At 70.2% G+C, this 26,524-nt stretch carries 21 protein-coding genes; 12 read left to right on the top strand and 9 right to left on the bottom strand.

Translation table 11 applies throughout. The features are described from left to right. Positions 1-5: 5 nt before the first annotated feature. Complete coding sequence (locus tag H6726_13345) at positions 6-1,292, bottom strand: EAL domain-containing protein (protein MCB9658628.1); 1,287 nt, start codon at positions 1,290-1,292, stop codon at positions 6-8. Between the two features lie 200 nt (positions 1,293-1,492). Here H6726_13345 and H6726_13340 point away from each other — a divergent pair, with 200 nt between their 5' ends. Further along, complete coding sequence (locus tag H6726_13340; protein ID MCB9658627.1) at positions 1,493-4,129, top strand: hypothetical protein; 2,637 nt, start codon at positions 1,493-1,495, stop codon at positions 4,127-4,129. Between the two features lie 137 nt (positions 4,130-4,266). Here the strand turns inward: H6726_13340 and H6726_13335 are convergent, their stop codons facing one another. Then, positions 4,267-4,749 (bottom strand): hypothetical protein, encoded by a 483-nt coding sequence (locus tag H6726_13335; protein ID MCB9658626.1) that lies wholly within the window; start codon positions 4,747-4,749, stop codon positions 4,267-4,269. 192 nt (positions 4,750-4,941) lie between these two features. Here H6726_13335 and H6726_13330 point away from each other — a divergent pair, with 192 nt between their 5' ends. Continuing rightward, positions 4,942-7,116 carry a glutamine synthetase III gene (locus H6726_13330; protein MCB9658625.1) on the top strand — a complete coding sequence of 725 codons (2,175 nt, stop codon included), beginning with the start codon at positions 4,942-4,944 and terminating at the stop codon, positions 7,114-7,116. Between the two features lie 103 nt (positions 7,117-7,219). Here H6726_13330 and H6726_13325 read toward each other — a convergent pair whose 3' ends face one another. Both H6726_13325 and H6726_13320 read right to left on the bottom strand, forming a co-directional pair. Further along, positions 7,220-8,083: a sigma-70 family RNA polymerase sigma factor gene (locus H6726_13325; protein MCB9658624.1), complete on the bottom strand. Its 864-nt coding sequence runs from the start codon at positions 8,081-8,083 to the stop codon at positions 7,220-7,222. A gap of 92 nt (positions 8,084-8,175) precedes the next feature. Next, on the bottom strand, positions 8,176-9,504 hold the full coding sequence (locus H6726_13320) for an FAD-dependent oxidoreductase (protein ID MCB9658623.1): 1,329 nt from the start codon (positions 9,502-9,504) through the stop codon (positions 8,176-8,178). Between the two features lie 156 nt (positions 9,505-9,660). On the opposite strand from H6726_13320, the gene H6726_13315 reads away from it, so the two are divergent. Beyond that, positions 9,661-10,671, top strand: coding sequence for an NAD(P)-dependent glycerol-3-phosphate dehydrogenase (locus H6726_13315; protein MCB9658622.1), 1,011 nt, complete (start codon positions 9,661-9,663; stop codon positions 10,669-10,671). Between the two features lies 1 nt (position 10,672). Further along, a complete protein-coding gene (locus tag H6726_13310; GenBank protein MCB9658621.1) occupies positions 10,673-12,199 on the top strand; it encodes a HAMP domain-containing histidine kinase in 1,527 nt (508 codons plus the stop codon). Between the two features lie 23 nt (positions 12,200-12,222). Here H6726_13310 and H6726_13305 read toward each other — a convergent pair whose 3' ends face one another. Together H6726_13305 and H6726_13300 are read right to left on the bottom strand one after the other, a co-directional pair. After that, positions 12,223-13,263, bottom strand: a complete 1,041-nt coding sequence (locus tag H6726_13305; protein MCB9658620.1) for a hypothetical protein — start codon at positions 13,261-13,263, stop codon at positions 12,223-12,225. A gap of 13 nt (positions 13,264-13,276) precedes the next feature. Continuing rightward, positions 13,277-14,344 (bottom strand): hypothetical protein, encoded by a 1,068-nt coding sequence (locus H6726_13300; GenBank protein ID MCB9658619.1) that lies wholly within the window; start codon positions 14,342-14,344, stop codon positions 13,277-13,279. Positions 14,345-14,673: 329 nt separating this feature from the next. Between H6726_13300 and H6726_13295 the strand changes: the two genes are divergently transcribed. The 4 genes from H6726_13295 to H6726_13280 all read left to right on the top strand — a co-directional run bounded on the left by H6726_13295 (position 14,674) and on the right by H6726_13280 (position 18,742). Further along, positions 14,674-15,522: an NTP transferase domain-containing protein gene (locus H6726_13295; protein MCB9658618.1), complete on the top strand. Its 849-nt coding sequence runs from the start codon at positions 14,674-14,676 to the stop codon at positions 15,520-15,522. A gap of 156 nt (positions 15,523-15,678) precedes the next feature. Further along, positions 15,679-16,212: a hypothetical protein gene (locus H6726_13290; GenBank protein ID MCB9658617.1), complete on the top strand. Its 534-nt coding sequence runs from the start codon at positions 15,679-15,681 to the stop codon at positions 16,210-16,212. Then, the gene (locus H6726_13285) at positions 16,209-18,152 is read left to right on the top strand and encodes a DEAD/DEAH box helicase (GenBank protein MCB9658616.1); all 1,944 of its coding nucleotides are present in this window, start codon (positions 16,209-16,211) and stop codon (positions 18,150-18,152) included. The genes H6726_13290 and H6726_13285 overlap by 4 nt, the downstream gene beginning before the upstream one ends. Positions 18,153-18,433: 281 nt before the next feature. Continuing rightward, entirely contained in the window at positions 18,434-18,742 is a 309-nt protein-coding gene (locus tag H6726_13280; protein MCB9658615.1) for a hypothetical protein, read from the top strand. Positions 18,743-18,833: 91 nt separating this feature from the next. Here H6726_13280 and H6726_13275 read toward each other — a convergent pair whose 3' ends face one another. The 3 genes from H6726_13275 to H6726_13265 form a co-directional block, all read right to left on the bottom strand. Beyond that, positions 18,834-19,580 carry a class I SAM-dependent methyltransferase gene (locus H6726_13275; GenBank protein ID MCB9658614.1) on the bottom strand — a complete coding sequence of 249 codons (747 nt, stop codon included), beginning with the start codon at positions 19,578-19,580 and terminating at the stop codon, positions 18,834-18,836. Positions 19,581-19,612: 32 nt separating this feature from the next. Further along, positions 19,613-20,725 (bottom strand): glycosyltransferase family 4 protein, encoded by a 1,113-nt coding sequence (locus tag H6726_13270; GenBank protein MCB9658613.1) that lies wholly within the window; start codon positions 20,723-20,725, stop codon positions 19,613-19,615. Between the two features lie 68 nt (positions 20,726-20,793). Then, positions 20,794-21,615: a hypothetical protein gene (locus H6726_13265; GenBank protein MCB9658612.1), complete on the bottom strand. Its 822-nt coding sequence runs from the start codon at positions 21,613-21,615 to the stop codon at positions 20,794-20,796. A gap of 84 nt (positions 21,616-21,699) precedes the next feature. Between H6726_13265 and cobA the strand changes: the two genes are divergently transcribed. The 4 genes from cobA (at position 21,700) to H6726_13245 (ending at position 26,466) form a co-directional block, all read left to right on the top strand. Next, complete coding sequence (cobA, locus tag H6726_13260; GenBank protein ID MCB9658611.1) at positions 21,700-23,277, top strand: uroporphyrinogen-III C-methyltransferase; 1,578 nt, start codon at positions 21,700-21,702, stop codon at positions 23,275-23,277. Then, a complete protein-coding gene (locus H6726_13255; GenBank protein MCB9658610.1) occupies positions 23,274-23,702 on the top strand; it encodes a hypothetical protein in 429 nt (142 codons plus the stop codon). Before cobA ends, H6726_13255 begins: the two co-directional genes overlap by 4 nt. Positions 23,703-23,707: 5 nt before the next feature. Beyond that, the gene (locus tag H6726_13250) at positions 23,708-24,184 is read left to right on the top strand and encodes a hypothetical protein (protein ID MCB9658609.1); all 477 of its coding nucleotides are present in this window, start codon (positions 23,708-23,710) and stop codon (positions 24,182-24,184) included. Positions 24,185-24,330: 146 nt separating this feature from the next. After that, positions 24,331-26,466, top strand: coding sequence for a response regulator (locus H6726_13245; protein MCB9658608.1), 2,136 nt, complete (start codon positions 24,331-24,333; stop codon positions 26,464-26,466). Positions 26,467-26,524 lie beyond the last annotated feature (58 nt).

The following is a 26,524-nucleotide window of genomic DNA, read 5'->3' as shown; positions in this document are numbered from 1 at the left end:
GCGCCTCAGATCACGCGCAGGTCGATGGTGTTCGGGATGTCGCAGCAGACGATCACCACGGCGCCGCCGCTGAGCTGGATACGACGGCTGTAGGTGACCGCCATGCGGCCCGAGGCCATGCTCACATAGGGACGCGTGCTGTAGGTGCTCCCGTCGGCCAGCCCGAGGAAGTAGTCCTTCAGCGCCAAGTCCGTCCCCGCCACGGCGGGCCGGAAGCTGGCCTTGCGCGGCCCGTCGGCGCGCAGCCACGTGGACGTGAGCTGGATGCCATTCTCGTCCAGCACGTAGAGCGCCTCGAGCCCGTTCACCGCGTCCAGGGCGTCGGCGGTGGCGAGCTCGAGCGTGCCGAGTGACGCACGCACCAAGCGCCCCACCACCAGGCTGACGATGCGGTCATGACGCTTGCGGAGCCTCCGCCGACGATCGAGCTCCAGATCCGCGCGAGAGCGGAGCAGCGGACGACGAGCGGCTACCGCCAGCTCGGCTTGCGAGGTCCCGGCGGCGATCTCGGCGTTGGGACGCGCGATCAAGAACCCTTGGAAGAGGTCGATGCCCATCATGGACAGCTCGACCAGGTCTTGGTCGCGCTCCACTCCCTCGGCGATGACCACGGCGCCGATCGCCCGCGCCAGCTCGGCCACCGACCGACACGCCTCTCGGCGGGGCACCGACGACGCCGCGCCATGCACGAGCGCGCGATCGATCTTGACGATGTCGGGCTCGATGCGGACCAAGCGCTCGGGGTTCGAGTGACCCGTCCCATAGTCGTCGACGGCAATGAGGAAGCCCTCGGCTTTGCGGTCCTCCACGAAACGCACCAGCGCGTCGAGGTTCGGCGCCCGCCCCTCGAGCACCTCGATCACCACGCGCTCGGGAGCGATCTCGCTCCTCTTCACGGCGCGCACGAACTGCTTCGGGTCGTTGTCCGCGGCGCCCAGCGTCCGGGTGTCCCAGTTGAGCGTCAGCAGGGCGTCGTGGGGCTTGTTGCTCTCCGCGAAGCGCTCGATGGCGTGCCTGCGGCAGAAGCGGTCGAACTGTGGCAACAGCCCGGCTCGCTCGGCGTCCGCGAAGAGTGCGAGCGGTGGGATGGTGACGCCGGTCTTGGGGTCCTTGGCGCGACTGAGGGCCTCGACGCCCCACGTGGTGCCCGTGCGCATGGACACGATGGGCTGGAAGTCGGTCCGTAGCTGCCCGCGCTGCACCACGACGGGCGGCGAGGTCTCGCGGACCGGGCGCTCGTTCGGCGTGTCCGCTCGGTCACCGTCATCGGCGTTCATGTGTGTGTACGTCATCCGAGCTCTAGGGGGGTGGCGTCGGTCGATTCAGGAAGAACCTAGGGGACACGCGTTTCCGGTCGATTTCCGAGCTGTAACGATTGACAGCGCGACGCGTGAGCGCCCTTGAGCGGGGGCGCTCACCCCCACACCAGCGGCTACGGAGGGCGCGGCGTGTTTCGTGTGACGAGCCCATGGGCCGCGACACACGCAATGGCATGACCTGCACCACGGCTCCTCTCCCCGCGCGTCGCCGCATCCCGCACCCCTGCATCCTCATCACGCTGTGCCCATGGCTCTTCGCTGCCTGCGGAGGCTCGGGCCCGACATCCGCGAGCGCGCCGGACACCACCCTGAGCGCTCCCCCCAGCGGGATCGTCAACGCGGCCACCGCAGTGACCTTCGACCTCGGTTGCGACGGCGGGGACTGCACGTTCGAGTGTTCCCGCGATGGGGCAAGCTTCGACCCGTGTAGCTCTCCGACGACGCTGACGGGTCTCGGCGACGGGTCACACACCTTCGCGGCCCGCGCCACGCGCGATGGACTGACGGACCCCACGCCCGCCAGCGCGTCGTTCGTCGTGGACGCGCTGGCACCCACGGCGTCCATCACACCTCCCGGGAGTGTCCTGGGCGCGGGCCTGCTGACGTTCGCGTTCGCCTGTGACGAAGCGGCGTGCGCGTACGAGTGCGCGCTGGACGGAGAGGCGTTCACGCCCTGCGCGGCCCGGGCAGACTTCGACTTGTCGCCCGGCGACCACACCCTGCGGGTGCGGGCCACCGACGCCGCTGGGAATCCCCAGAACGACGCGACGAGCTTCTCCGCGAGCGTGGAGCTTGGCTTTCGCGAGGTAGCCGTTGGCACCTCCACCTGCGCCATCGCGTCATCCGGGAGCCTCTACTGCTGGGGACGTGACGAGTACGGCGAGCTGGGCAACGGCGCAGGCACGACCGAGAACCAGACGCTCCCACAGCGCATCGGGACGCGCACGGATTGGGAGCACGTAGCCTCCAACGGAAGGCAGGTGATGTGCGCTTCCACCCGCGCGGGCGAGCTGTACTGCTGGGGCAACCTCGAATACCTCGGTGGCGCGACGCTGACTGACGCGCCAGCGCTGATCGTGAGCGGGCGCCACGTGCGCAGCGTCGGTGTCGGCGCGCGTCACCTCTGCGTCCTAGACGACGCCGGGCTGGTCGCCTGCCTCGGCGACGCGAGCAACGGACCGACAGGCACGGGCTCCACCGCGTTCGTCGGAGCGCTCACCGACGTGGACACAAACCGCTACACCGCCCTCACGGTGGGCGGCCAGCACACGTGCGCGGTGCGCGAGGGAGGCCGTCTGTTCTGCTGGGGCCTGGCGAGCAACGTCGGCATCGCGGCCCTGGCGGACGACGTACTGGAGCCCACCGCGGTCGACGCGAACACCGACTGGACAGCCATCGACGCCGGATACGGTCACGTGTGTGGGCTGCGCTCGGGCGCGCTCTACTGCTGGGGCTACGTATACGGGTTGGACCCTGCGTACACGGACGCGCCGCGCGAGGTGGGCGCGCTGGACGACGCGCTGGTCGTCTGGTCGGGCTCTGGCGGGTCGTGCGTCCGCAGTGAAGGCGGGGTGGTGTCGTGCATCGGGAGCGGTTCCTTCGGCGACACGGAGCCCGCGACGGACGCTCCGCGCGAGGTGTCGGTGCAGCGCGCCGCACGCGCGCTCGCCGACGGCGTCATGACCTGCGCCATCGACGCTGCCAACACCCTCGCCTGCTGGACGGTGCTGGGTGAGAGCCGCTCGAACATCTTCCTCGGCAACGGGGAGTCCTACGCGCGCGCGACCCCCACGTACGCCGACGACGGGTGGACTGATGTGGTGGTCAGCTCGGGCGGCTACCACGCCTGCGGCATCAAGACGGACGGCACACTCTGGTGCTGGGGCTACAACGACCGCGGCGCGCTCGGGCTGGGCGATGAGGAGCTACGCACGGCGCCAACCCGGGTGGGCGAACGCGACGACTGGAGCGTCGTGTCGGCTGGACGCTCGCGCACCTGTGCGATCGCCGACGGAGACCTGTACTGCTGGGGAGACAACCAGAGCGGACGCCTCGGCGTGACGAACGCGCCGGCCCGCGTCCTCGAGCCCGCGCTCGTCGATGGCGCGCGCTCGTGGACGGACGTCTCCGTCGCCCCCGAGACCACCTGCGCGGTGGCCGACGGCGAGCTCTACTGCTGGGGCAGCAACTACGGGGGCATGCTCGGCGTCGGCGACACCGCGCCGCGCGCCACACCCACGCGCGTCGGCACCGAGACGCGCTGGCAGTCGGTGTCCATCGCCGAGCAGCGCGCCTGCGGGACGCTCGCGGACGGCTCGGGCGGGCTCGAGCTGTGGTGCTGGGGCTACAACGGTGTGACGGTCACGGACCCCGCGCGGATGGGCAGCGCCAGCGACTGGAGCGTCGTCGCCGCGGGCGGTGGCCAAGACTGCGCGCTGAACGACGCCGGGCAGCTCTACTGTGTCGAACGCGCCAGCATGGGCCCCGTGCCCGACTTCACGCAGGCGTCTGCCGACACCGGCTTCAGCTTCGTCGCGGAGCCGAACTGGGGTTCGGGGTGCGCCGCACGCGCAGGCCGCCTGTACTGCTGGGGGGCCGACGAGGCCGTGTTCGACGCGACAGGCCCTGTCCCGACGACCGCCCCCCTGGAGGTCCCAATGGCTGGGGTGCCTGCGAGCGTCAGCCTGGGACCGCGGACGTACTGCGCGCTGGACTCCACTGGCGGCCGTCACTGCTGGGGCGACGGTCCTACGCTCGGGCTGGGCCTCGAGTGGCGCACCCCTCAGCGGATCGCGACGCCCGTCGAGTAGCGCGCTGTTCATGGCCTCGAGGGCACGGCGCTCTGCCAGCGGAATGGCCGCGCGCCGCTCGTCCGGACGGGCCGATTCGCCGTCCAGCGAGACTCTCTCCCGGTCCCGCAGAGCGAGGAATCACCAAACAGGGTTCCTCAGAGGTCGATTGGATCGAAGCGCAGCGTGTCGCTTCGGATCAACCGGAGCCCCTCACGCAAGGCGGCCGTATCCGCGCCTCCGTCGGCGAGCCACGCCCGCTCCAAGAGGTCGGCCCCTTCGGTCGGACTGGAGACTACGTGCACGGGGATGACCGGCCGCGAGATCCAGTTGAGGGCGGTCAGCGCGGCACGGAGCGCCGCGTTCTCGAGCACCACCACCGAGCAGACCGAGAACTGGTGACCCTCGGCTTCGAGCTCATCGGTATAAGCGGCGATCTGCTTTCGGTAGAGCGCGTCAGCGCGTGTGGCGCGGCGCGCGTCCATGTACCACAGCACCCGCTCACGACGCGCAAAGGCCCTGGCCATCACCGCGCGAGCCTGGTCCGCGTGCTCCACGCGCAGGTGCCCGAACGTGGCCTGCGCGACGATGGGGAACCAGCGTACGTCCGCGTAGTGTCCATCCGAGCGGCTTGCGTCCATGCGCCGAGGGTCGTCAGCAGGCCCTGGCGCGTCAAGAGGTGACGCCCCGTTCACACGTCTCGAGGCGCTCGTGCGGCCGCCTCGCCCACACGACCACCCACGAGCCCGAACGTTCGGACTCGTGGCGTGGCTGGGGGTTCGTCCTAAGCTGCGCCCCGGAACGCAGACGGGCAGACGCCCGAAGGAACACGCATGAGCTCTACCCCCCGACACCAGGCCATCAGCGACATCACCAACCGGGTGCCGATCCCCGACCGCGCCCCGCACCGTCCGCTCAGCGAGATCTGGGCCTGCGATGTGTTCGACCTGCGCGCGATGGAGGAGCACCTCTCGAAGAGCGCGTTCAAGGCGATGAAGAACACCGTGCACACGGGCGCCAAGTTGGACGCCGCCACCGCCGACGTCGTGGCCGCCGCGATGAAGGACTGGGCGCTCGCGAAGGGCGTGAAGTTCTTCTCCCACATCTTCTACCCGATGACGAACATCACCGCGGAGAAGCACGACGGCTTCATCGTCACCACCCCCGAGGGCAACGCCATCACGGAGTTCACGGGCAGCCTGCTCATGAAGGGCGAGCCCGATGGATCGTCGTTCCCGAACGGTAGCCTCCGCATGACTGCGGCTGCACGTGGCTACACGGCGTGGGACCCCACGAGCCCGGTGTACATCATGCACACGGCCAACGGCGCGACGCTGATGATCCCGAGCGTCTTCATGTCGTGGACGGGCGAGGCGCTGGACAAGAAGATCCCCCTGCTGCGATCGAACGCCGCGCTCGACACGGCCGGCCGTCGCGTGCTCTCGCTGCTGGGCGAGACCGACATCGCGCCCATCAGCGCGAGCTGCGGCGCCGAGCAGGAGTACTTCCTGGTGGACGCCCGCTTCGCGCGCGCACGCCCGGACCTGCTACTCGCTGGCCGCACGCTGTTCGGCGCCCCGCCCGCCAAGGGGCAGGAATTCGACGACCACTACTTCGGCGCCATCCCGTCGCGCGTGCAGGTCTACATGCAAGCCGTGGAGGACAAGCTGTACCGGTTGGGCATCCCAGCCAAGACGCACCACAACGAGGTCGCGCCAGGACAGTTCGAGATCGCGCCGTACTTCGAGGGCGCGAACGTCGCCGCCGACCATCAGCAGCTCATGATGACCATCATGAAGGCGACCGCGCTGGAGCACGGCTTCGTGTGTCTGCTGCACGAGAAGCCGTTCGCGGGCGTGAACGGCTCTGGCAAGCACGTGAACTGGTCCGTGGGCAACGCCACGCAGGGGAACCTGCTGGATCCGGGACGTACCCCACACCAGAACGTGCACTTCCTGCTCTTCTGCGGCGCCGTCATCCGCGGCGTCCACCTGTTCGGGCCGCTGCTGCGCGCCGTCATCGCGTCCGCCTCGAACGACCACCGCCTAGGCGCAAACGAGGCTCCCCCCGCCATCATGTCGGTCTATTTGGGCGACCAGCTGGAGACCATCTTCAACGACATCCGCGATGGCAAGACCTCGGTGTCGACCGAAGGGGGCGTGATGGACCTGGGCCTGCCGCAGATCGCACCGTTCGAGCGGGACCCAGGCGACCGCAACCGCACGTCCCCGTTCGCCTTCACGGGGAACCGCTTCGAGTTCCGCGCCGTCGGCTCGTCGCAGTCCGTTTCGGGTCCGCTGGTGGCGATGAACACCATCCTGGCGGACTCCCTCTCGTGGGTGGCCGACAAGCTCGAGGCCCAGCTGGGGGCGGGGAAGAACACGGCGGAGGCCGTCGCCCTCGTGCTGAAGGAGCTCGTGAGCGCGCACGGGAGCGTGGTCTTCGGTGGGAACGGTTACTCGGAGGAGTGGCACCACACGGCGGTAGCCGAGCGTGGCCTCGCGAACCTGCCTACCAGCGCCGACGCGCTCCCCGCCTTGAACGACCCGGCCGTGGTCGCCCTGTTTCAGCGGAACTCGGTGCTGTCGCCGGTCGAGCTGAAGAGCCGCTACGACGTCTATGCCGAGCAGTACATCCTCTCCATCGGGGTCGAAGCCAAGCTCGTCGTGGAGCTGGCCAAGACTGTCATCTACCCCGCCGCCATGGCCTACGCCGGGACGCTGAGCGCCTCGCTCAGTCAGGCCGCGAGCCTCGGCGTCACGTTCGACGCCACCGTGCTGCAGGCCGTGGCGCGCGACACGAACGCGCTGACGGCCGCCGTCGCAGCCCTCGAGGCGGCCATCGCCAAGCACGACTTCGCCTCGACCGAGGCGCACATGCGGTACTGCGCTGGTCCCCTGCGCGAGGGGATGGATCGGGTTCGAGCGCACGCCGACGCGCTCGAGACGTTGGTCGCCGACGAGCACTGGCCCCTCCCGAAATACCGCGAGCTGCTCTTCATCAAGTAGGCGCGGGCGAGGAGACCCGAGGTCGGACCCACACCGTCACCCGCGCGTGGCTCCGCACGGCGTGTACCGCGGCCCCCTCTGGGCGGGCCGCGGACACGGAACGTCAGCCCGGCGAGTCGAACAAATGCTCCAGCTTGGGCGTCGCCAAGATCGAGTCGTAGGCCGAGATCAGCCCGTCCGGGCCAAGCTCGATGCGCGTGACCACGCGCTCCGCGTAGCGGTCCTTGCGCGGGCCGAACTCGCTCACGATCGCGGGCCCACCGTTCAGCTCCACGATGGCGAAGCGCGTCGGCAGCTCGCCGCGCACGACACGGATCAGGAAGTTGATGACCTTCTCGCGACCGCGGACCATCTTCTTGCTGGCGAAGAACTCGCCGCCCCCGTCCGTGTGCAGGCGCACGTCGTCGGACACACAGGCACGCATGCCATCGACGTCACCGAGCGAGAGGGCGAGCATGAAGCGCTGCAGCATGGCCAGCTGCGCGGCGTGTCCCTGCTCCGTGAGCCGCTGCGTGCGGTACTCCCCCTCCTCGGCCTCGGCGTGGGCGAGCGCCTTCTGGGCGCGGTGCAGCGTGACCTTCACGTTGGACTCCGAGATGCCGAGCGTCCCCGCCGTCTCCGCCACGCTGTGGTCGAGCACGTCCCGCAAAATGAGGACCGCCCGCTGCTGCGGGGTCAGGCGCTCGAGCGCCAGCAGGAAGGCGAAGCTGGCGCTCTCGAGGCGCTCGTAGCGGGCGGCGCTGGGCACCTCGACGTCGTGGGTGTCCGGGAGCTCCACGGGCGCAGGCAGCCAGGGCCCCACGTAGCCGCGGGTCTTGCGGCGGCGCAGGCGGTCCTTGCAGAGGTTGACGGCCACGCGCGTGAGCCACGGTCGCCACGGCTGCGCGGTGTCGGCCGGTGGGCGCTCGAGCGCACGCAGGAACGTGTCCTGCACCACCTCCTGCGCGTCGGCGTGCGTCCCGGTCATTCGGTAGCAGACGCCGTACAAGAACGCCTCGTGTTCGCGCGCGTGCGCCCCTTGAAAGGCGGGGTGTCGCTCGGACCGTTGGGACGAGGGGCTCACGAGGCGCAGCGTAACCCGCCTTCCCGCGCGACGGCGATGCCCCGCACCACCGACACCGCCGACGCTGCAGCCGCGTCGGCCAGGTGCCCCTGCGGTCCCACCCAGTCCCCTGCGAACCACACGCCGGGGACCTGCGATGCGCACGCAGGGCGCCCCAGCATCCCGGCACGCCGCCAGTCGGGCAGGGCATGGTGCACCACGGCGCGCGCCAGCACGCGGCGCTCCACCGTCCGCGCGGCCAAGTCTGGCACGAGACGCTCGAGGGCGGCGTCCAGCAGGCCCGCCGGGTCCGCCACGGCGTCCCCGCCTTCCGCCCCGAGGTACACCCCCGTGTGCACCGTGAGGCCGCCCGCGGGGGCCACGTCGCGCACGCCCCGCTGCGGGGAGAAGTAGACAGGCGTGTCCACGCCCAGCGTGAAGCGCAGATCGCGCCCGGGATCGCGCAGTCCCAGGTCCACGCCCCGCATCGTGACGGGGCGTGCCCCGCGCGCGAACTCCGCGAGCACCGGGTCTGCGCCGTCGAGCAGGCTGGCTGCGACGTTGGGGGCGCACGCCAACACCACGTCCGCGGCCCGCAGCGTGCGCCCGTGATCGTCCGTGACGGTGTGCATGCGGCCCTGCAGCGCCCCAGAAGCCTCCAGGCCGAGCGACGCCGCGCGCGCATGACGCACGGTGACTCCGGCGCGCGCCGCGCGGTCGAGCAGCCCCACCACCAGCGACTGCCACCCGCCGTGCACGTAGCGCACGCCGTGCCTCACCGACGCCGTCAGCTGCGCGTGGGCGACGTCGGCGCTCAGCTCGGACGGGTCTCCGCCGTAGGTCGCGAGGCGCACCAAGGTGGCGAGCATGCGCCGCGCCCCGTCGCGCGTGACCAGCGCGTCGATGAAGGCCGCGGCGGACGTCTCGTGCAGGTCGCTCGTGCCCGCCCCCGCGCGGATGCGACGGAGCGCCGCCAGCATCTCGCGCGCGTCCCGAGCTCCGAACCAGTCGGCGCGCAGGACGCCGCCCAGCCCCACGGGTAGCGCGTCCAGGTGACCGTCGGCAAACAGCGCGCGCGCGCCACCGAGCGAGGGCGCGACCCCCGCGGTCGACACCCCCGCAGCACGCAGCGCATGATGCAGGGGCCCCTCGAGATACAGCGCGTGGGGACCGAAGTTGAAGCGATGAGCCCCGTGCGTTGCCGTCCGCGCGCGCCCGCCCGGGGCAGGCGATCGCTCGAGCACGACCACACGCCGGCCTGCGCGTCCTAACCCCTCCGCGACGAGCAGGCCCGCGAGCCCGCCACCCACCACCACCACGTCCACCGACTCGTTCCGCTGTGTCATGGGGACTCCACGCACCACCCCCGCCGTCGGTTACAGGGCCGCGGAGAAAGTTGCGCTGCTCCGCCCCGCCGCACGGTCCGCTTCGAGCGAACGCGCGATCGCTCGAATCGCGCGCCGAGGCTCCCGCATCTCCGCCCGAGCGCGTAGACTCCCGCGATGGATCAACGACAGATCGCGGTCTTGGGCGCTGGCTCGTGGGGCACCGCCCTCGCCAAGCTGCTCGCCGACAAGGGTCACCACGTCCGCCTGTGGGCGCGCTCCGCCGAGCGCGCGAGCGCCATCGCGTCCGCCAACGAGAACGCGCGCTACCTCCCGGGCTTCTCCCTGCCGCCCACGCTGACGGCCACGGGGGACCTCGCCACGGCCCTGATCGACGCCAGCATGGTGGTCTCGGTCATCCCCACGCACGGTCTGCGCGCAGTGCTCGAGAGCGCCAAGCCGATGATCCCGGCCGGCGTGACCATCGTCAGCGCCACGAAGGGTATCGAGGAGGGCACGCTCATGCTGGTGAGCGACATCTTCGAGAACGTGCTGCCCAAGACCATGCACTGGCAGCTCACCTACTTGGGCGGGCCGTCCTTCGCGCGCGAGGTCGCGGACGGGATCCCGACCGCGGTGTGCATCGCCGGTCACGACCGCGACAGCGTGCGCGACGCGCAGCACACGTTCACGACGGACCGCTTCCGCGTCTACAACACCGAGGACGTCGTCGGCGTGGAGCTGGGAGGCGCGCTCAAGAACGTCATCGCCATCGCGGCAGGCGTCGCGGACGGGATGGGCCTCGGGCACAACGCGCGCGCGGGGCTCATCACGCGCGGCCTGGCGGAGATCTCGCGCCTCGCGACCGCCATGGGGGCCCACCCCCTCACGCTCAGCGGTCTGGCGGGCATGGGCGACCTCGTGCTCACGTGCACCGGCGACCTCTCGCGCAACCGACAAGTCGGGATGGAGCTCGGCCAGGGCAAGACCATCGACGAGATCCTCAGCTCCATGAACATGGTCGCCGAGGGGGTGCGCACCGCGAAGAGCCTCTACAACCTCACGCAGGCGCGCAAGGTGGAGATGCCCATCTCGCACGAGGTCTATCGCATCCTCTACGAAGGCAAGTCGCCCACCAAGGCGCTGACCGACCTGATGTCTCGGCCCCTGCGCCACGAGCGGGAGTGACGTGCCACGGCGCCTGCCCTCCGTGTACTTCGTGCTCATCCCGGCGCTCACCATCGCCGCCGGGGTGCTCGGCTACTACACGTACCTGACCGCCTCGCGCTTCGCCCGCCTGAACGAAGAGGCCATCGCCGCGTCCTCCATGCTGCTCGCGCGGGAGAAGGTGGAGAACATCGAGCGCTACGTCATCCAGCAGGACAACACGGTCTTCACCGACTACCCGCTGGACGACCCCGACAGCTTCGAAGCGGCCTGGCGCCCCACCTCCATCGACGTCACCCCCAGCGTGCGCTCCGTGCTGCTGCTGAACGAGCACGGGCACGTGGTGGGCCTCGCGTCGCGCGCCGGTGCGCAAGACCGGCGCGACTTCCTCGACCTGTTCCTGCAGGACGTGGTGCAGGAGCTCGAGTTCGACGACGCACCTCTGAACCGGCTCAAACACCTGCACGGGCGCTTCCGGGACCGCAGCCACCTGTTCTCGTACATGGCCGTGCGCCACGAGGGGCGACGCATGTTCCTGGTGGCGCACCACGACACCGGCTTCATCGTGCGCTCGCAGTTCCCGACGCTCTTCTCCACGGAGGAGGGTCGCAGCACGTACAACGTCGTCGACATCGACAACCGGCGCGTCTATGGGCCGAGCCTGGCGTCCGCGGGCGACTACGTCGTGGGGCACCGCTTCCCGACCACGCTCTACCAGTGGCGCCTCCAGATCGCGCCGCAGCAGGCCACGCAGCTCGAGACCCAGGGGCGTTCGGGCCGCACCGTGCAGCTGGGCTCGCTGGGCCTCTCGTTCGCGGTCATCCTGCTCGGCATCGCCTTCCTGCTCTACGCCGCCAGCAAGGAGCGGCGCTTGAACGAGATGAAGAGCGAGTTCATCGCGAACGTGTCGCACGAGCTCAAGACGCCCCTCTCGGTGGTGCGCATGTTCGGCGAGATGTTGCTCACCAACCGGGTGCGCACTCCCGAGAAGCAGAAGCAGTACCTCGAGATCATCTGCCGCGAGTCGGAGCGCCTCAGCGGGCTGATCGAGAACGTGCTCGACTTCGCGGCGCTCGAGCGCGGGAAACAGAAGTACGACTTCCACGAGCGCGACATCGGGCCCGTGTTGACGCAAGCCATCGACGCCTTCCGCTACCGCCTCGAAGAGGACGGGAAGCGCGTGACGCTACAACTGGCCGACGACCTGCCGAAGGTCGCCATCGACGAGCAGTCCATCGTCCTCGCGGTCGTGAACCTGCTCGACAACGCCGTGAAGTACGGCGAGGGCTCGGCCATCGAGGTCTCCGTCACCTGCAGCGCGCGCTCCGTGCACGTGCGTGTGCGCGACCACGGCCCCGGCATCCCCACCGACGACCTGCGTCGCATCTTCGAGCGCTTCTACCGGACCGCCAGGCACCGCGAGGTGCGCGGCTCGGGCATCGGCCTCGCGCTGGTCAAGCACATCGCCGATGCGCACGGGGGCCGCGCGTGGGCGGCAAACGCCGAGGACGGCGGCGCGGTCGTGGCCTTCACCCTCCCCGCGGTCTGAGCCGGGTCGAGACTGCGCGCACGTCAGCGCACGGCGCCAGCGCGTCGGAGCTGCAGGAAGACGCCTGGCGCCCCCAGGAACGGGTGCTTTCGTTGCCAGTCGCTCAGCTCGACGGACACGCCCGAGTGACGCTCGACCTTCCACAGCAGGTAGTCCACCCCGCCTGAGAAGGTGAGCGCGCCCTTCACGATGCGCGCGACCGAGATACCCTTGCCGCTGCGCTGGCGCGCCACGAAGCCCCGCTTGGCCACCGCCTGCGCTGCCGCATCGACCACGGGGGTCAGCACCTCGCCATCCACCGTGTAGGGGATGTCGAGCGCCGCCCAGGCGTCGCGCAGCAGGGCGTCGTAGCGCTCGGCGTTCGCGTCGTAGATGATGGCCGGGCGGTTGTTGCGCTCGGGGCGCAGCTCGGCGCCGTACGTCGCCGCGAACAGCGCCGTCCAGTAGTCGCGCGTGCTCCCGGAGCGCGGGCCGAGATAGGCGGCCCAGCGCGCCGCCGTGAGAATGGCCGTCACGATGGTGTCTACCACGCGCTCGCGCGCAGCCTCGTCGGGGGAGTCCAGCAGCACGCAGGGCTGGCAGAAGCGCGCCCAGATGGACGGGCTCCACGCGTCGAAGCGCGAGCCGTCCGCGAACTGCTGCTCGGTCACGACGGCCACCTTGGCGCGCAGCGAGCCGTGCTCCGCGTGCGGGATCATCCAGAAGTAGATGTTGGGAGGGATGAGCCAGTTCAGCCCCGCCAGCGCGCGGCCCCCCGAGCTGCGGCCGTGGAACTCGGCGTGCGAGCGGCTCAGGAGGTACACGTCCATGATGCCCTCGGGGCTGTCCGCACGCAGGCACGACCCGTAGAACAAGGCCGGGCCATACGTGTCCCCGTGAAGCTCGCGGGCGTAGCGCGCCACGTCGTGCGCCTCGGGCAACACGGGGGCGTCGAGCTCGGTCCGCACACGCGCCGCGAGGCGCTCACGCGCGGCGTGCCGCTCGTGTGTCGCGCCCGTGGACTCAGCGTCATGCGCGTGGGTGCCCGCCTGGGCGAAGCTCTCCGAGGCTGGCGACGTGCTCATGACGACCTCCAGCTCAGGGCGCGACGAAGTCCACGACGGGGTCGGCCGTGACGCGCACGCGACCATCCACCGGGCGGAAGATCTCTCCGTCGATGATCATCGAGCGCTGCATGCCGAGGTCGAGCGTCTTGGCCGCGCCCGCGTTCCAACCGGGACCCGCCAGCCACGGCTTGCGGACCACCATCGAGCTGAGCGCGCGGGTGAGGCCCTTGGCGGGCGCGTCCACCTCGACGTACTGGAGCTGGTCCTCGGCGTAGTCGCCAAAGAACGGGGTGCGGCCGAGCACCAGACGCTCGCGTAACGTACTGACCAGCAGCAGCGAGCGGGACGCGTCCGGCCCCTTGTCATCGGCCTTTCCGTCCACCGAGAGACCCAGCGGCTCGCCCTTGAGCAACCCGTCCGGATCTCCCTTGAACAGGATGCGCCCGACGACGCGAGCGACCGTGATGCCCACCGCAGTCGCATGACTGGCTCCGTCCGCGTGCACCTCGGTCTGACATAGCTCGGTGCCGTAGGAGAACGCAGCCGCGCCCATCAGCATGCCGCGTGGAGTCACCGCCACGCCGTCCGTGTCCACGACGCCCTCGACCCGGAGGATGGGACGACGGGTGCGCCGCAGCTCGCCCGCCTTGGCCGACGCGAGCAGGCGCGCCAGCTCGTCGCGGCGCCCGCTCGAGCCCACCTCACCCGCGATCAGGTCCGTGCGCCCAGCCGCCAGGATCGCGATGGCCGGGTGCGGCAGATCGCCGTAGGCCTGTGGGATGGCCGTGAGCACCTCGCGGATGGTCCCATCGCCACCGCTCACCGCCACGATGTTGACCTCGGCGTCCGCGAACCCACGCAGCACGCTGACGAGCTCTCCGCGCGTCGTCGGTTGCCCGCACGCCACGCCGATGGCGCGGAGGGGCGACCGCCCGAGGTTGGCCGCGCTCTTCGGGTTGTAGATGACGCCGATCTTGGGCGTCTGCAGGCCGGAGCGGCGCTCGATGTCGGCGCGGAGCCGCACCCCCTCCCGCAGGGTGCGCTTGGACTCGAGTTGCTTGAGCGTGGCTTCACCCACACGTGCAATGGCTGGCTTCATGAGCGGCTCCGTTCCAGGTTGGTAGCGGAAAGCGATGGCATCGTAAAAATTTCGTACAGCAAGGAACCTCGGGCGGGGGCCGCCATGACTTCACGGAGGTGACGCAAGAAACTCACAGGTGTGAAACGCAACCACACATGGCTTCCAAAAACGTCGTGATCGTGAAGGGTTCGGAGGGTCATTGCGTTCTGCCAGCGGTCCCATGCAACAGCAGTGCCACGAAGGAGACACAGCGTTGCAACCTGGGTCGGCCTTGGGGCCAAAGCGTGTCGAAGACGACCTGCAGGTGAACGGTTGCCGGGCACGCGCCGTGCAGCTAGGTCGCTGCCATGAACGACCCCTCTGACACATCGGTGCCCGGGCCCTACACCGCGCTGCTGATGGCGGGCAGCCGCGGACCCTCCGACCCTGTCGCGACCTTCTGTGGGATCTCGCACAAGGCGCTCGCCGACATCGCTGGCCTCCCGATGGTCGAGCACGTCCTGCGAACCCTGGCGGACGCGCGCGAAGTAGGTCGCATCATCGCGGTGATCGAGGCGCCCGAGCTGATCGAGGCGCTCCCGACCGCGCGGCAGCTCACCGAACAAGGACGACTGATCGTCACGACGGCTGCGCCTTCTCCGAGCCGGAGCGTAACGAAGGTCTTGGACGAGTACGCCCCCTACCCGGCCCTGGTGACCACGGCGGACCACCCGCTCCTGACGACCGCGATGATCACCGACTTCGTCAGCCGGATCCCAGCCGATGTGGACGTGGCAGCCTTGGTCGCCCGCGAAGACACCATCCGCGCAGAGTATCCCGAGACCCGCCGCACCTACTTTCGCTTTGCGGACGAGGCCATCTCTGGGTGCAACCTCTTTGCCCTCCCCACTCCCCGCGGACGCAACGCGATGGCCTTCTGGCGCAAGCTCGAACAAGACCGGAAAAAGCCCTGGAAGATGGCCTACGCCCTCGGACCGTGGACGCTCGTCCGCTTCGCGCTGCGACGCTTGACGGTCGACATGACGGCCGACGCGATCGGCCAGCTCGCGGACGCACGGGCAGCGCTGGTGCGAACGCGCTTCGCCGAGGCCGCGATCGACGTCGACAAGCCCGACGACCTGCGCCTCGTGACGCGGATCGTAAACGCCAGGCGGCCTGCCGGGAGACCGAGGGCCGACAGCACGCCCCCGCGGTGAGTCTCTGCCGAGGTCATCCGACGTCGACAGCACGCGGCCGGCGTCGCCGGGTTGACCTCGGGCCCCGGGATCGGTACAAAAGGACACCAATTTCGCGGATCTGCGGCGCCAAGACACCGCACGCCGCTCCCACACGAGAAGTAGATCATCCCCCACATGCCCGCAGAGTCGCGCGGCGTTACTGCCTCTGAACCGGAAGAGCCGGAGTCCCGCGAGCGGCGTCGCACCGTGGGACTCGGGCGGCGGCTGGTGCTCGCGGTGTGGGGTTGCGGGATCGTCTACATCACCATCGTGGCCTTCACCTCCATCGTGCCGCAGGCGCTCTTTCCCGAGCGTGGTCGCGCGGCGCAGCAGCCTGACGCAGCGGCTGGTTCCGCCACGGACTGCGACCACCGTCTCCGCGCGCTGTACGCCGACCTCATGGCGCACGCCGCCGATCAAACCCAGAACCCGAGCGCAGACGCGTCCCGTGACGCGGCCTTCTTCGGCGCATGGGACCGCGAATACAATGCTCTCACAGGCCAGTGCGACGAGTCGCTGCACGCGAACCTCGGCCGGCTGCGCCACCGTATCCAAACCAGTCTGCGACGCTTCGAGCGCGAGGAGGGCCGCTTGGCGCGCTCCCTGGCGCGGCGGTTGGCAGACGACGGCGCCCACGGCGCGTCCACATCAGAAGAGAATCCACCATGACAGAAGGTCAACCGTCCACCGACGCCCCCGGTGGCGACCCCACCGAGCCCGGAACCACCCCCGCGCCCGAGCTCCCCACGTTCAACGTCCTGCCGCTCAAGCCCGAGGTGCGCCGCGCCATCGACGACATGGGCTGGACCAACCCCACCCCGGTGCAGGTAGAGGCCTACCCCCTGGCCGTGGCAGGTCGGGACATCATCGTCCAGTCGCGCACCGGCACGGGCAAGACGGGCGCCTTCGGCTTGCCGCTGGTCGACCGCCTGATCGACATCGACGGCGGTCCCCAGGCGCTCATCCTCGCCCCCACGCGTGAGCTGGCGCTGCAGTCCGCGCGCGAGATCGGGCGCATCGGCGCGAACGTCGGCGTGCGTACCACGGCGGTCTACGGCGGCGCGCCGATGGAGCGGCAGGTACGCGAGCTGGCCGAGGGCGCGCAGATCATCTCGGGCACGCCTGGGCGCGTCCTGGATCACCTGCGCCGCGGCACCATCAACGGCGACAAGCTGAAGGTGCTGGTGCTGGACGAGGCGGACGAGATGCTCTCCATGGGCTTCGCCGTCGAGCTGCACGCCATCATGGAGATGCTGCCGAAGAGCCACCAGACGCTGCTCTTCTCCGCGACCGTGGACGGTCCGGTGCAGCGCGTGGCCGAGCGCCACATGACCAACCCCGAGTTCATCACGCTGAGCGGTGACGCCGTGGGCGCGCTGGGCATCGAGCACTTCACCTTCATGGTGTCGGGCATGGGCCGCACGCGCGACCTGGTGCGCATCATCGAGGTGGAGGACCCCGAGAGCGCCATCATCTTCTGCAACACCAAGGTGGACACCGAGCGCGTCGCCACGGAGCTGCAGAACGCGGGCTTCAACGCCGAGTGGCTGAACGGCGACATGGCCCAGAGCGACCGCGAGAAGGTCATGGCGGCCACGCGCAAGGGCGACGTGCGCTTCCTGGTGTGCACGGACGTGGCCGCGCGCGGGATCGACATCTCGCACCTGACGCACGTCATCAACTTCGAGATGCCGAACCACCTCGAGCAGTACGTGCACCGTACCGGCCGCACCGGCCGCGCGGGACGCACGGGCACGGCCATCACGCTGGTGGCGCCGCAGGAGCTGGGGCAGCTCTACTACCTGCGCCTGCAATACAGCATCTTCCCAGTGGAGCGCTCCATCCCCACGCCGGGCGAGGAGCGTACGCGCCGCGAGGCCGACCGCATCCTGATGCTGGCGCGGACGTTCCAGGGCGGAACGCACGAGCTGGACCGCGCCGTGGCCAAGCGCCTGCTGACGCACCCGGACGCCGAGCACCTCATCGCGGGCCTGCTCGGGGCCTTCTTCGGGAAGGTCGAAGACGACGTGGACGAGCGCGCCACGGCGGCGCGACGCGAGCAGCGCCCGCGGCCGGCGCCGAACCCGGAGCGCGAGCGGAGCTCCAACAAGGCCACCCGCCCCCTGCGGGTCTCGGGCGCCGCGCCAGAGGCAGAGACGGCTGGGCACGACGACAACGACGACGACAACGACGGTGAGAGCACGGACGGCGAGCGCAGCAGCCGCCGCCGTCGGCGTCGGCGCCGTGGGGAGTCGGGCGCGGCCGAGGGCGAGCAGGGTGAGCTGACGTTCGACGCTACCGCGACGGGCGCCGCCGCGCCGGAGTCCAGCGAGGCCCCACGGCGCGACGACGCCGACGACGCCGCAGCGGAAGACGAGGCCAAGCTGTACGTCAGCCTCGGTCGCCGCGACGACGTGAGCGCGGGCGAGCTGAACCGCCTGTTCATCGAGGTGGGCGGCGTACCGGCAGACCAGGTGGGCCGCATCCGCGTGCGCGACCGGCACTCGTTCGTCTTCCTGCCCGTCGAGCTCGCCGACGCCGCCATCGCGAAGCTCAACGGCACCACCCAGGGTGAGCGCGAGCTGACCGTGGAGTTCGCCCGCAAGTAGGACGAGGAGATCCCGGGCGGTCATGTCTCGCGGGTCAGCGCCGGTGGCTGACACCGCGGGATGATTCGGGCATCGTTCGTCCGTGGATGCTTCACTCGACGGGGCTCAGGGAATGCTCGCCGCTCCGGCGCACGCATGGTTTCGACTCCTCTCGCCTGGGCTGGTCGAGTTGGTGTTCCCCGAGCGGACGAGCGACGCGGAGCTACACCGCGCCTTCCGAGAGCTCGAGCGGTGGATGCGCGACGACGTACACGCCCCCTATGGCTTCTTGGTGCGCATCGATGCACGTGCTGATGTTGACCTCGAAGCAGCGCCAGATCGTGGCGGGATACGAGGCGCGCTACGCAGATGTCGAGCGTCGCTTCAACGCCGGACAGGCGATGGTCGTCGCTTCTCCGGTGCAGCGCGGCCTCTTCACAGCCTTCACGTGGCTATCGCCTCCCGTGTGGCCGTATCGCGTTTTCGGGGATACCGAGGCTGCCCTGCAATGGTTGCGCGCGCACTGGGCCGATGTCACCCACGACTACCCCACCGGCCCGCGATGGATGGGCCGTCTCCGTGGGGACCAGGACAGAACCCGCGCTGGCTAGCAGTCCGTTGAAGAACGGCTAGCGCGAAGTGCAGGATTGCCGGAAGGGCCTTTCGCCGGGCGAAGGTTCGCACGCAAGGTGCGACGACGAGTCAGTCCACGCGCTGGAGAACCGCGATCAGGAAGCCACCGAAGTAGCGCAGCGGGGTGTCCACCACGAGGCTCTCGGCGCGGCGGAGGGCAGCGCCCACGACCGGCACCCTGTGCACGAAGGCGGCCGGGGTGAGCACGCGCACACCACGAAAGCCCTTCAATTCCACGTTGGGCGGCAGCAACTTGGGGATGACGAAGGGCGAGTCCCAGCGCGTGAACATGTCGGCCTCCGTGCGGGTCTCGCTGATGCGCTGCGGCCCGGCGAGGCGCTTGGCCGCGTAGCGCAGGCTGAGCGGGTTGTAGAACTCGAGCAGCAGGTGGCCGCCGGGGCGCGTCACGCGCGCCGCCTCGCTGAGCGCCTGGCCGATGTCGGGGATGTGCGCCAGCACCTTGAAGCTGTAGACAAGGTCGAAGCTCTGGTCGTCGAAGGGCAGCTCCGTGACGCTGCCGAGCTGCACGTCGAGGCCGCGCTCCTTCGCCAACTCGATCATGCCCGGCGAGATGTCCACGCCCTTGGCCGAACGCGCGAGGGGGGCAAGACGCCTCATGATGAGGCCGGTGCCGCAGCCCATCTCGAGGATGTCCTTGCCGCGCGCGAACGGCTCGGCCACCGCGACCTCGATGTCGTCCAGCATCACGTGGTAGCCGCGCGAACGCTCACGCTCGTACCACCCGCTGAAGTCGTCGTAGTAGGTCTTGGCCTGCGCCTGGGACGCGTCCCCCGTGGGGCTCTGCTTGCTGGACATGGCGCGTTTGGTGAGGCCAAGCGGTCCCCGGGTCAAGCGCACAGCTCGTCGTAGAGGGCCTCGTAGGCCGCCGCCATCGGCGCGCGTGTGTACTGCGCGAGGACCCGCGCCCGCCCGCGCTCGCCGTGAGTCGCGCGCGCGCCAGCGTCGTCGACGAGCCGCTGCATCACCGCGAGCACCGCGTCGCGCGAGACCTCGGTGGCAATGGCCGCTCCGTCCACGCACAGCTCCTCGGCCGGCGTCCCAGCGCCGACGACGACCGGCTTGCCCAAAGACATCGCCTCGAGGATCACCAGCGGGTAGTCCATCTTCGCGTAGAGGGTGTCGGTGGGCAGCAGCACCACGTCCACGGCACCGAGCAGATCGTGGATGGCGTTGGTCTCGCCCACCCACACGACGCGCGATCCTACCCCGAGTGACTCCGCGTGGGCGCGCAGCGTCTGCTCCGCCTCCTTCGCCCCCGCCGTCTTCGCACGACAGGCCATGACCAGCAACGCATCGCGCCCTGGCAGCGCCGCGAACGCATCGAGCACGGTGACCGCGCCGCGACCGAACTCGAGGTCGCCCGGGTAGCACAGCACGGGCGCGTCGGTGGGGAGCGAGAACAGGGCGCGCGCAACACCCACTTGCGCCGCCGACCGCGGGGCGAGCGCTTCGATGGCCGGCGGGATGCGCACCAGCCGCTCGCGCGGCACGCCAGCGTCCAGCATGCGCGCCTCCGTGTGGGCGCTCAGCACCACGTTCTTGTCGGCGAAGAGCACCTTGGCCACAGCCTGCTCCTCACGCGGCGCGCTGCAGATGGTGTGCACGGACGGCATGCCGCGCAGCGTCGTCGCCAAGCGGCCCGCAGCCGAGCTCTTGGGGTTGGGCGCAAAGAAGAAGTGCGCCAGGTCGGGAGCTGCGCCCAACACCAGGCGACCCATCACGCGCGCGTTGTCCTTCATGCCCGGCGCGAAGCCTCCCGCGCTGGCAGGGTAGACCGGATCCGCGGCCACCCGCGCACCCAGCGTGTGGTCCTCGCCACGGCGCGTCATGACGGCGGGCTCGTAGCGCAAGAGGCCGAGCGCGAGATCCCGCACAAGGTTCTTGGAGCTGTCGTTCCACGGCGGGGCGACGGGCTTGGACACGTAGAGAACGCGAGGCATACGGGCCGGGATAGCCCATTCCCGACCGGCGCGCCTCCTGGTGCCTCCGGTGAGGTCACCTCCGGGCGCTACGGGTCGTCGCGGCCGCGCCCCTTGTCGCGGTCGCGACCCTTCTCTGGATCGCGGTCGCGCCCCTTGTCGCGGCGTGGAGCCACCTTGGCGCGCACGTCGGGCCTGACGCCCCCTTGGTCGTTCGGGATGAAGCGGATTTCCGTCTTGATCTCGAACGAGAGGCTGGTGAGGGCGCGGTAGAACTCGTCGGCGATGTCGGTGGCGTCCAGGAACTCGCGCACCTCGCGCGCGACGACCCGCACGACGGCGTTCTTGGTCTCGTCGACCTGATTGAAGAAGACGTTCGCGAACTCTTTGGGGAGCTTCACCTCGTCGACCACGCCACGGAAGGCGCTGTCCACCCCTCGGAAGGCACTGTCCGCCTTGGTGAAGGTCTCGACGCCCGCCTCGACGCTCTTCTCGACGGCGCGGCGCAGCGTCTCGCGAAAGAGGCTCTCACGGCGGTCTCGGCGGGGCTCGGACTCGCTGCGCGGTGGCTGGCTGTGACTCTCGGGGCGCGCGCTGCGAGGCGACTCGCGCGGCGGCGTGGTGCTGTCGCGGTGATCGCCGTCCTCACCGCGCGCTCCGCCGTCTCCGTCGTCGTCCAGGTCGCCGCCGTCGTCCTCGTCGTCCTCGTCGTCCTCGTCGCCCTCGTCGTCGTCCGCTGCGGAGGCAGCCCGTGCAGACGCGCTGCCTCCAGGTGAGGCCCCCGCGCTCGATCCACCGCGGTCGCCTCGCGCCCGAGAGCTCGCGCGGGCGCGGGGCTTGGGGCGCTCGTCTTCGTCGGCGCCTTCCGCGTCGTCTTCGTCGAAGAGGTCTTCATCCGTAGGGTCGACCATGCTCCTTCCGTACTCGCTTTGGACCCCTCTGGTCAACGACGGCGAGCGATTGCCCTCGCCGCGCGGGCCTCTACACTGCCGCGCGTGTCCACAGCGCCCGCACTCGGTCGTGTCTACCTCGTCGGCGCCGGTCCCGGCGATCCGGCCCTCATCACGCTGCGGGCCTTGCGACACCTACAGCAAGCTGACGTGGTGCTGTACGACGCGCTGGTGCACCCCGAGCTCCTCGAGCACGCGCCTCCTGGGGCGGAGCGCGTCTTCGTCGGGAAGCGGGGAGGTCGCGTGAGCGAACGCCAGACGGCCATCAACGACAAGCTCGTCGCCGCGGCGCGCGCTGGCCACTACGTGGTGCGGCTCAAGGGCGGTGACCCGTATCTGTTCGGGCGCGGGTCCGAGGAAGCGGAGGCCCTGGCCGAGGCGGGCATCCCGTTCGAGGTCGTCCCGGGCGTTCCGTCCCCGCTGGCAGCGACGGCCTACGCAGGGCTCTCGCTCACCCACCGCGACCTCGCGTCCAGCGTGGCCTACATCACCGCCACGGAGTCGCCCGAGAAGGACGCGTCGAGCCATGACTGGGCGCGCCTGGCGACGGCCACCCAGACGCTCGTCATCTTCATGGGGCGCCGCCGGCTGGCCGGGCTCATGCAGTCGCTCATGGCGCACGGACGCGCACCGACCACGCCAGTCGCCGTGGTGCAGTGGGCCTCGCTCCCGCGCCAGCGCACCGTCGTAGGAACCGTCGCCGACATCCACCAGCGCGTGGCGGAGGCGGGCATCGGCACACCGGCCCTCACCATCGTGGGCGAGGTCGTGACGCTCCGCGACTCCCTGCGCTGGTTCGACAACAAGCCCCTGTTCGGGCGACGCGTGCTGGTCACGCGGGCGGTCGACCAAGCCGGTGCGCTGGTCTCCCGGCTGCGCGCGGCGGGCGCCGACACGCTGTGCGTGCCCACCATCCGCATCGCCCCTCCAGACGACGACGACGCCCTGCGCGCCACCGTGCGCGGCCCGCTGACCTACGACTTGATCGCGTTCACGTCGGCCAACGCGGTGCGTGCCTTCTTCGACGCATTGTACGCAGCCCGGCGCGACGCGCGGGCCCTCGGCGCCGCGCGCGTGCTGGCCATTGGCCCCAAGACCGCGGACGAGCTCCGCGAACGTGGCGTGAATCCAGAGTTCGTCCCCGACGACAGCACGGCGGAAGGGGTGCTCGCGGCGCTCGACGGGGTCCTCCACGCCGGCGCTCGGGTGCTCTTGCCGCGGGCCGAGGTGGCGCGCGAGGTGCTTCCCGACACCCTACGGTCTGCAGGGGTGCTCGTGGACGTGGTCACCGCCTACCAGACCCTCGGACCCGATGCGGCCACCTGCGGCGCGCTCCGAGCCGCCTTGTCCGACGCTGAAGACGAGGACGGCGTTCCCCCCGTCGACACCATCGCGTTCACCTCGTCGTCGACGGTGCGCAACCTCATGGACGCTCTCACCGCCGAAGGTCTCGACGCGCGGACGACGTTGGCCTCCCGCACGCTGCTCTCGATTGGGCCCATCACGTCTGCCACGCTGAGGTCGGTCGGGCTCGAGCCCACGCTCGAGGCCTCGCCACACACGGTCGCGGCCATGGTCGAGACCCTGGAAGCCCACGCACGCGCAAGGACGGACACGCCATGACTCATGCACCCCTGCCCTCCCGGCGCCAGCTCGCCACGCTGTGCGCCCTGCCCTGCGTGCTCTTGCTGCTCTCGCACGCGCTCGCCGGGTGCGGTGACGCCGCCGCACAGACCACCGTCCAGGTCGACGCGGCGGACCTGGCGTGCGCAGACTTCGACCCCACCCTCGAGGCCTGGGAGTCCGCGGGCTGGGCAGGCGACACCTGCGCGTGGATCACCTTCTCGCCGCGCACGACGTTCGAGATCGCACATCCTCTCGGCCGTGTCCCGAAGGCGGTGCTCGTGTACATCGCGTTCTCGGAGAGCGGCGCGTCCGCAACATTGGCCTCTGGCGACGCGGGGCTCATCCTCGGAGCCACCACCGAGACCGTGACCGTGCGCAACAACACCGACCAACGCTTCTTCCTGCGCGTGGTGGCGCACTGAGCGCGATGGCGCTCGACGAGCCCCCGCAGCATCTCGCTTACGCTACCCACGTAGAGCGCGACTTGGCGCGCGCGCGGTTCGTCGCGGCGCTCGTCACTGGGCCGGCCGGTGTGCTGCTCTTGCTCACCACCCACCGCCACGCGATCCTCGGAGTCGTCGGGCTGCTGTGTGTGCTCGCCGCCCTCGGCTGGGCGATGGCGGCGAGGGGGGGCGGGAGGCGTGCGCACGAGCGGGCGACCTGGCGACTGCGGCTCACCAGCGACGCGCTGACGGTCTCCACCGAGAACGGCGACGTGTCCCTTCCCCGCGACGCGATTGGCCACGTCTGGTTGGACGACGACGCCCTGCAAGTCGTGCTCGAGCGACGTGGCGGGGAGCCGCTGCGGCTGGACGCCACATGGGGGGGGCTGGGCGCGGTCGATCTCCATGAACACCTGCGACGCTGGTGGACCGGCGGGCCCACGAAAACGTGCGATAACTAGCCAAAACCAGACGGGTTTCCAGGCGCCGCAATCGTTGACACGCGATTCCGGCGCGAACTATCCTGCGGCTCCCCGTGGCGCCCTAGGGTCCACCAGACCGAGCGCGCGACCGTCGAGCGCCCGTGCGACGGGGCCGAAGGAGCAGCATGTCGCAGCGGATTCTCGTTTTCGAAAAGGACAGCGCCTTCGCCGAGCAGCTCTCGGCGGGCTTTGGACAGGTGGGCGCCAGCGTCTCCGTCGTGGCGGATGGCAAGGCGGGCATCGCCGAGGCCGAGGCGTCTCCCCCGACGCTGATCCTGCTGGCCATCGAGCTCGACGGCATGAACGGCTTTTTGGTCTGCAAGAAGATCAAGAAGGACCCGACGCTGGCAGAGATCCCGCTCGTCATCCTGTCGAGCGACGCCAACGCGGACGAGATCTTCGAGCAACACAAGAAGCTCCGCACGCGCGCCGACGAGTACGTCAAGAAGCCCGTCTCGTTCGATGCGCTCTTCGACATCTGCGCGCGCCTGGTTCCGCTCGACGCAGGGGGCGAGCCCCTCGAGGAGGAGGTCGAGGCCTTCACGGACGACGCGTTCGACTCGCTGCTGCTCGAGGAAGAGCCCGCCGAGCCTGCTCCTGCACCCGAACCCGCTGGCGAGTTCGAGGACCTGTTGGACTCCTTGGAAGAGGACCTTGGTCCAGGGCCGGAACCGGAACCGATCGAGATCGCGGCAGAGCCAGAGCCAGAACCAGAGCCAGAGCCAGTCGTGGTGGAGCCCGAGCCAACGCCGGAGCCCGTGATGGCGGCGCTCACGGCTCCGGTCGTCGACACCGCTGCGGTCGAGGCCGCAGAGGCGCGTGCGCGCGATGCGGAAGAACGCGCGAGCGACGCGGAGGGGCGCATCCGCGAGGCCGAGGCGCGCGCCGAGGCGCTGCAGACGCGCTTGAGCGGCCTCGAAGGCGAGCTCGCGACGGCCCAGTCCCAGGCGAACGAAGCCGCGGTCCTGAAGACCGAGGTCGCCGCCCTGCGCGAGCAGGCCAGCAAGAGCGGCGGCGTGTCGAGCCGCGACTACCTCGACCTGCGCGAGGCGCTCAACAGCAAGGACAAGGAGCTGCTGGGGCTACGCGACCAGATCACGTCCAAGGAGCGACAGCTGCTGGACCTGAACGACAAGAGCCTCGCCACGGAGCGGAAGGTCGCTGACTACGAGGACAAGGTGCTTGGCCTGGAGCGCGAGAAGGTGCGCGCCACGGAGGAGATCACGGCCCTCCGCGCCGACAAGGAGGCCGCTGCCAAGCGCAGCGAGGACCAGAAGGCGCGCATCGAGCGGGCCGAGGCCACGGCCAGCAAGCTGGAAGGTGATCTCGAGGCCGCGCAGGCGAAGGCCGCGCAGGATCTGACCGAGGCGCGTGAGGCGAGCGCGAGCGCGCTGGCCTCACTGACCGAGAGCAAGGACGCCGAATTCGCGATGCTGCGCGCCACGTCGGCGGCTCAGCTGGAGGAGGCCAAGAACGAGGCCGCAGCCGCCCTCGAAGCGCTGCGCTCCGAGCACACCGCGGCAAGCGAAGCGCTACAGGCCAACCACGACGAGGCGCTGCGGAGCGCGCAGGCAGCGCATGAGAGCGCCATGTCCGAGGCAGCTGCGGCCGCTGCAGCGGCCGCCTCCGCGGCCGAGGCCGCGGCCAACGAGGCGCGCGAGTCCGCGCTCGCGACGCTCCGTGGCGAGCTGGAGACTGCCATGGAGCAACAGGCCGCTGCTGCCGCCGCCGAGCTCGAGGCCCGCGTGGCCAGTGAGCAGGAGGCCGGACAGAGCGCCAAACAAGCCGCGCTCGCGGCGGCGGAAGCCGAGCACAGCAAGCAGCTCGCCCTGGTGGGTCGCAAGCTGGCCGACACGGAGTCCAAGCTGGCCGAGGCCAACACGAAGGGCACCGAGCTGAGTGCCCGCATCGCGGAGCTGGAAGAGTCGCTGGCCAGCGTGAACGCACGTCTCGCGGGCACGGAGGCAGAGCGCGATCAGCTGACCGCCGAGCTCGCCACGCGCACGGCCGAGCGCGACGAGCTCGACGCCCAGGTCGCGGCACACGTCTCCAGCATCGCCGCCCTCGAGACCCAGAAGGCCGACGCCGAGGCCAACATCGCGACGCTCACGGCAGAGAAGGCTCAGCTCACCGAGCGCCTGGAACGCGCGAACGCCAAGATCGAGACCGACGAGCAGCTGCTCGAGCGCGCGCGTCGGGCCATGGCCATCGGCCTGGGGCTCCTGGAAGACCAGAAGAACAACGCCATCGCCGCCGAGTAGCCGTGTCGCCTCGCCCGACGGCTGGTCTGGTCATCCTCTCTCCAACGCGGGCGCCATC

The organism is Sandaracinaceae bacterium (assembly GCA_020633055.1).
Taxonomy (GTDB): domain Bacteria; phylum Myxococcota_A; class Polyangia; order Polyangiales; family Houyiibacteriaceae; genus JADJJE01.
Note: the sequence above shows the minus strand (reverse complement) of the source record. Positions and strands in the feature narration are given on the sequence as shown.

Coding starts and splice junctions, on each gene's coding strand:
- H6726_13340 (MCB9658627.1), top strand. CDS start 1,493: ATGACCTGCACCACGGCTCCTCTCCCCGCGCGTCGCCGCATCCCGCAC.
- H6726_13325 (MCB9658624.1), bottom strand. CDS start 8,083: ATGACCGGGACGCACGCCGACGCGCAGGAGGTGGTGCAGGACACGTTC.
- H6726_13320 (MCB9658623.1), bottom strand. CDS start 9,504: ATGACACAGCGGAACGAGTCGGTGGACGTGGTGGTGGTGGGTGGCGGG.
- H6726_13330 (MCB9658625.1), top strand. CDS start 4,942: ATGAGCTCTACCCCCCGACACCAGGCCATCAGCGACATCACCAACCGG.
- H6726_13270 (MCB9658613.1), bottom strand. CDS start 20,725: ATGCCTCGCGTTCTCTACGTGTCCAAGCCCGTCGCCCCGCCGTGGAAC.
- H6726_13305 (MCB9658620.1), bottom strand. CDS start 13,263: ATGAGCACGTCGCCAGCCTCGGAGAGCTTCGCCCAGGCGGGCACCCAC.
- H6726_13285 (MCB9658616.1), top strand. CDS start 16,209: ATGACAGAAGGTCAACCGTCCACCGACGCCCCCGGTGGCGACCCCACC.
- H6726_13255 (MCB9658610.1), top strand. CDS start 23,274: ATGACTCATGCACCCCTGCCCTCCCGGCGCCAGCTCGCCACGCTGTGC.
- H6726_13295 (MCB9658618.1), top strand. CDS start 14,674: ATGAACGACCCCTCTGACACATCGGTGCCCGGGCCCTACACCGCGCTG.
- H6726_13345 (MCB9658628.1), bottom strand. CDS start 1,292: ATGACGTACACACACATGAACGCCGATGACGGTGACCGAGCGGACACG.
- H6726_13245 (MCB9658608.1), top strand. CDS start 24,331: ATGTCGCAGCGGATTCTCGTTTTCGAAAAGGACAGCGCCTTCGCCGAG.
- H6726_13290 (MCB9658617.1), top strand. CDS start 15,679: ATGCCCGCAGAGTCGCGCGGCGTTACTGCCTCTGAACCGGAAGAGCCG.
- H6726_13335 (MCB9658626.1), bottom strand. CDS start 4,749: ATGGACGCAAGCCGCTCGGATGGACACTACGCGGACGTACGCTGGTTC.
- H6726_13265 (MCB9658612.1), bottom strand. CDS start 21,615: ATGGTCGACCCTACGGATGAAGACCTCTTCGACGAAGACGACGCGGAA.
- H6726_13315 (MCB9658622.1), top strand. CDS start 9,661: ATGGATCAACGACAGATCGCGGTCTTGGGCGCTGGCTCGTGGGGCACC.
- H6726_13280 (MCB9658615.1), top strand. CDS start 18,434: ATGCACGTGCTGATGTTGACCTCGAAGCAGCGCCAGATCGTGGCGGGA.
- H6726_13250 (MCB9658609.1), top strand. CDS start 23,708: ATGGCGCTCGACGAGCCCCCGCAGCATCTCGCTTACGCTACCCACGTA.
- H6726_13300 (MCB9658619.1), bottom strand. CDS start 14,344: ATGAAGCCAGCCATTGCACGTGTGGGTGAAGCCACGCTCAAGCAACTC.
- H6726_13275 (MCB9658614.1), bottom strand. CDS start 19,580: ATGTCCAGCAAGCAGAGCCCCACGGGGGACGCGTCCCAGGCGCAGGCC.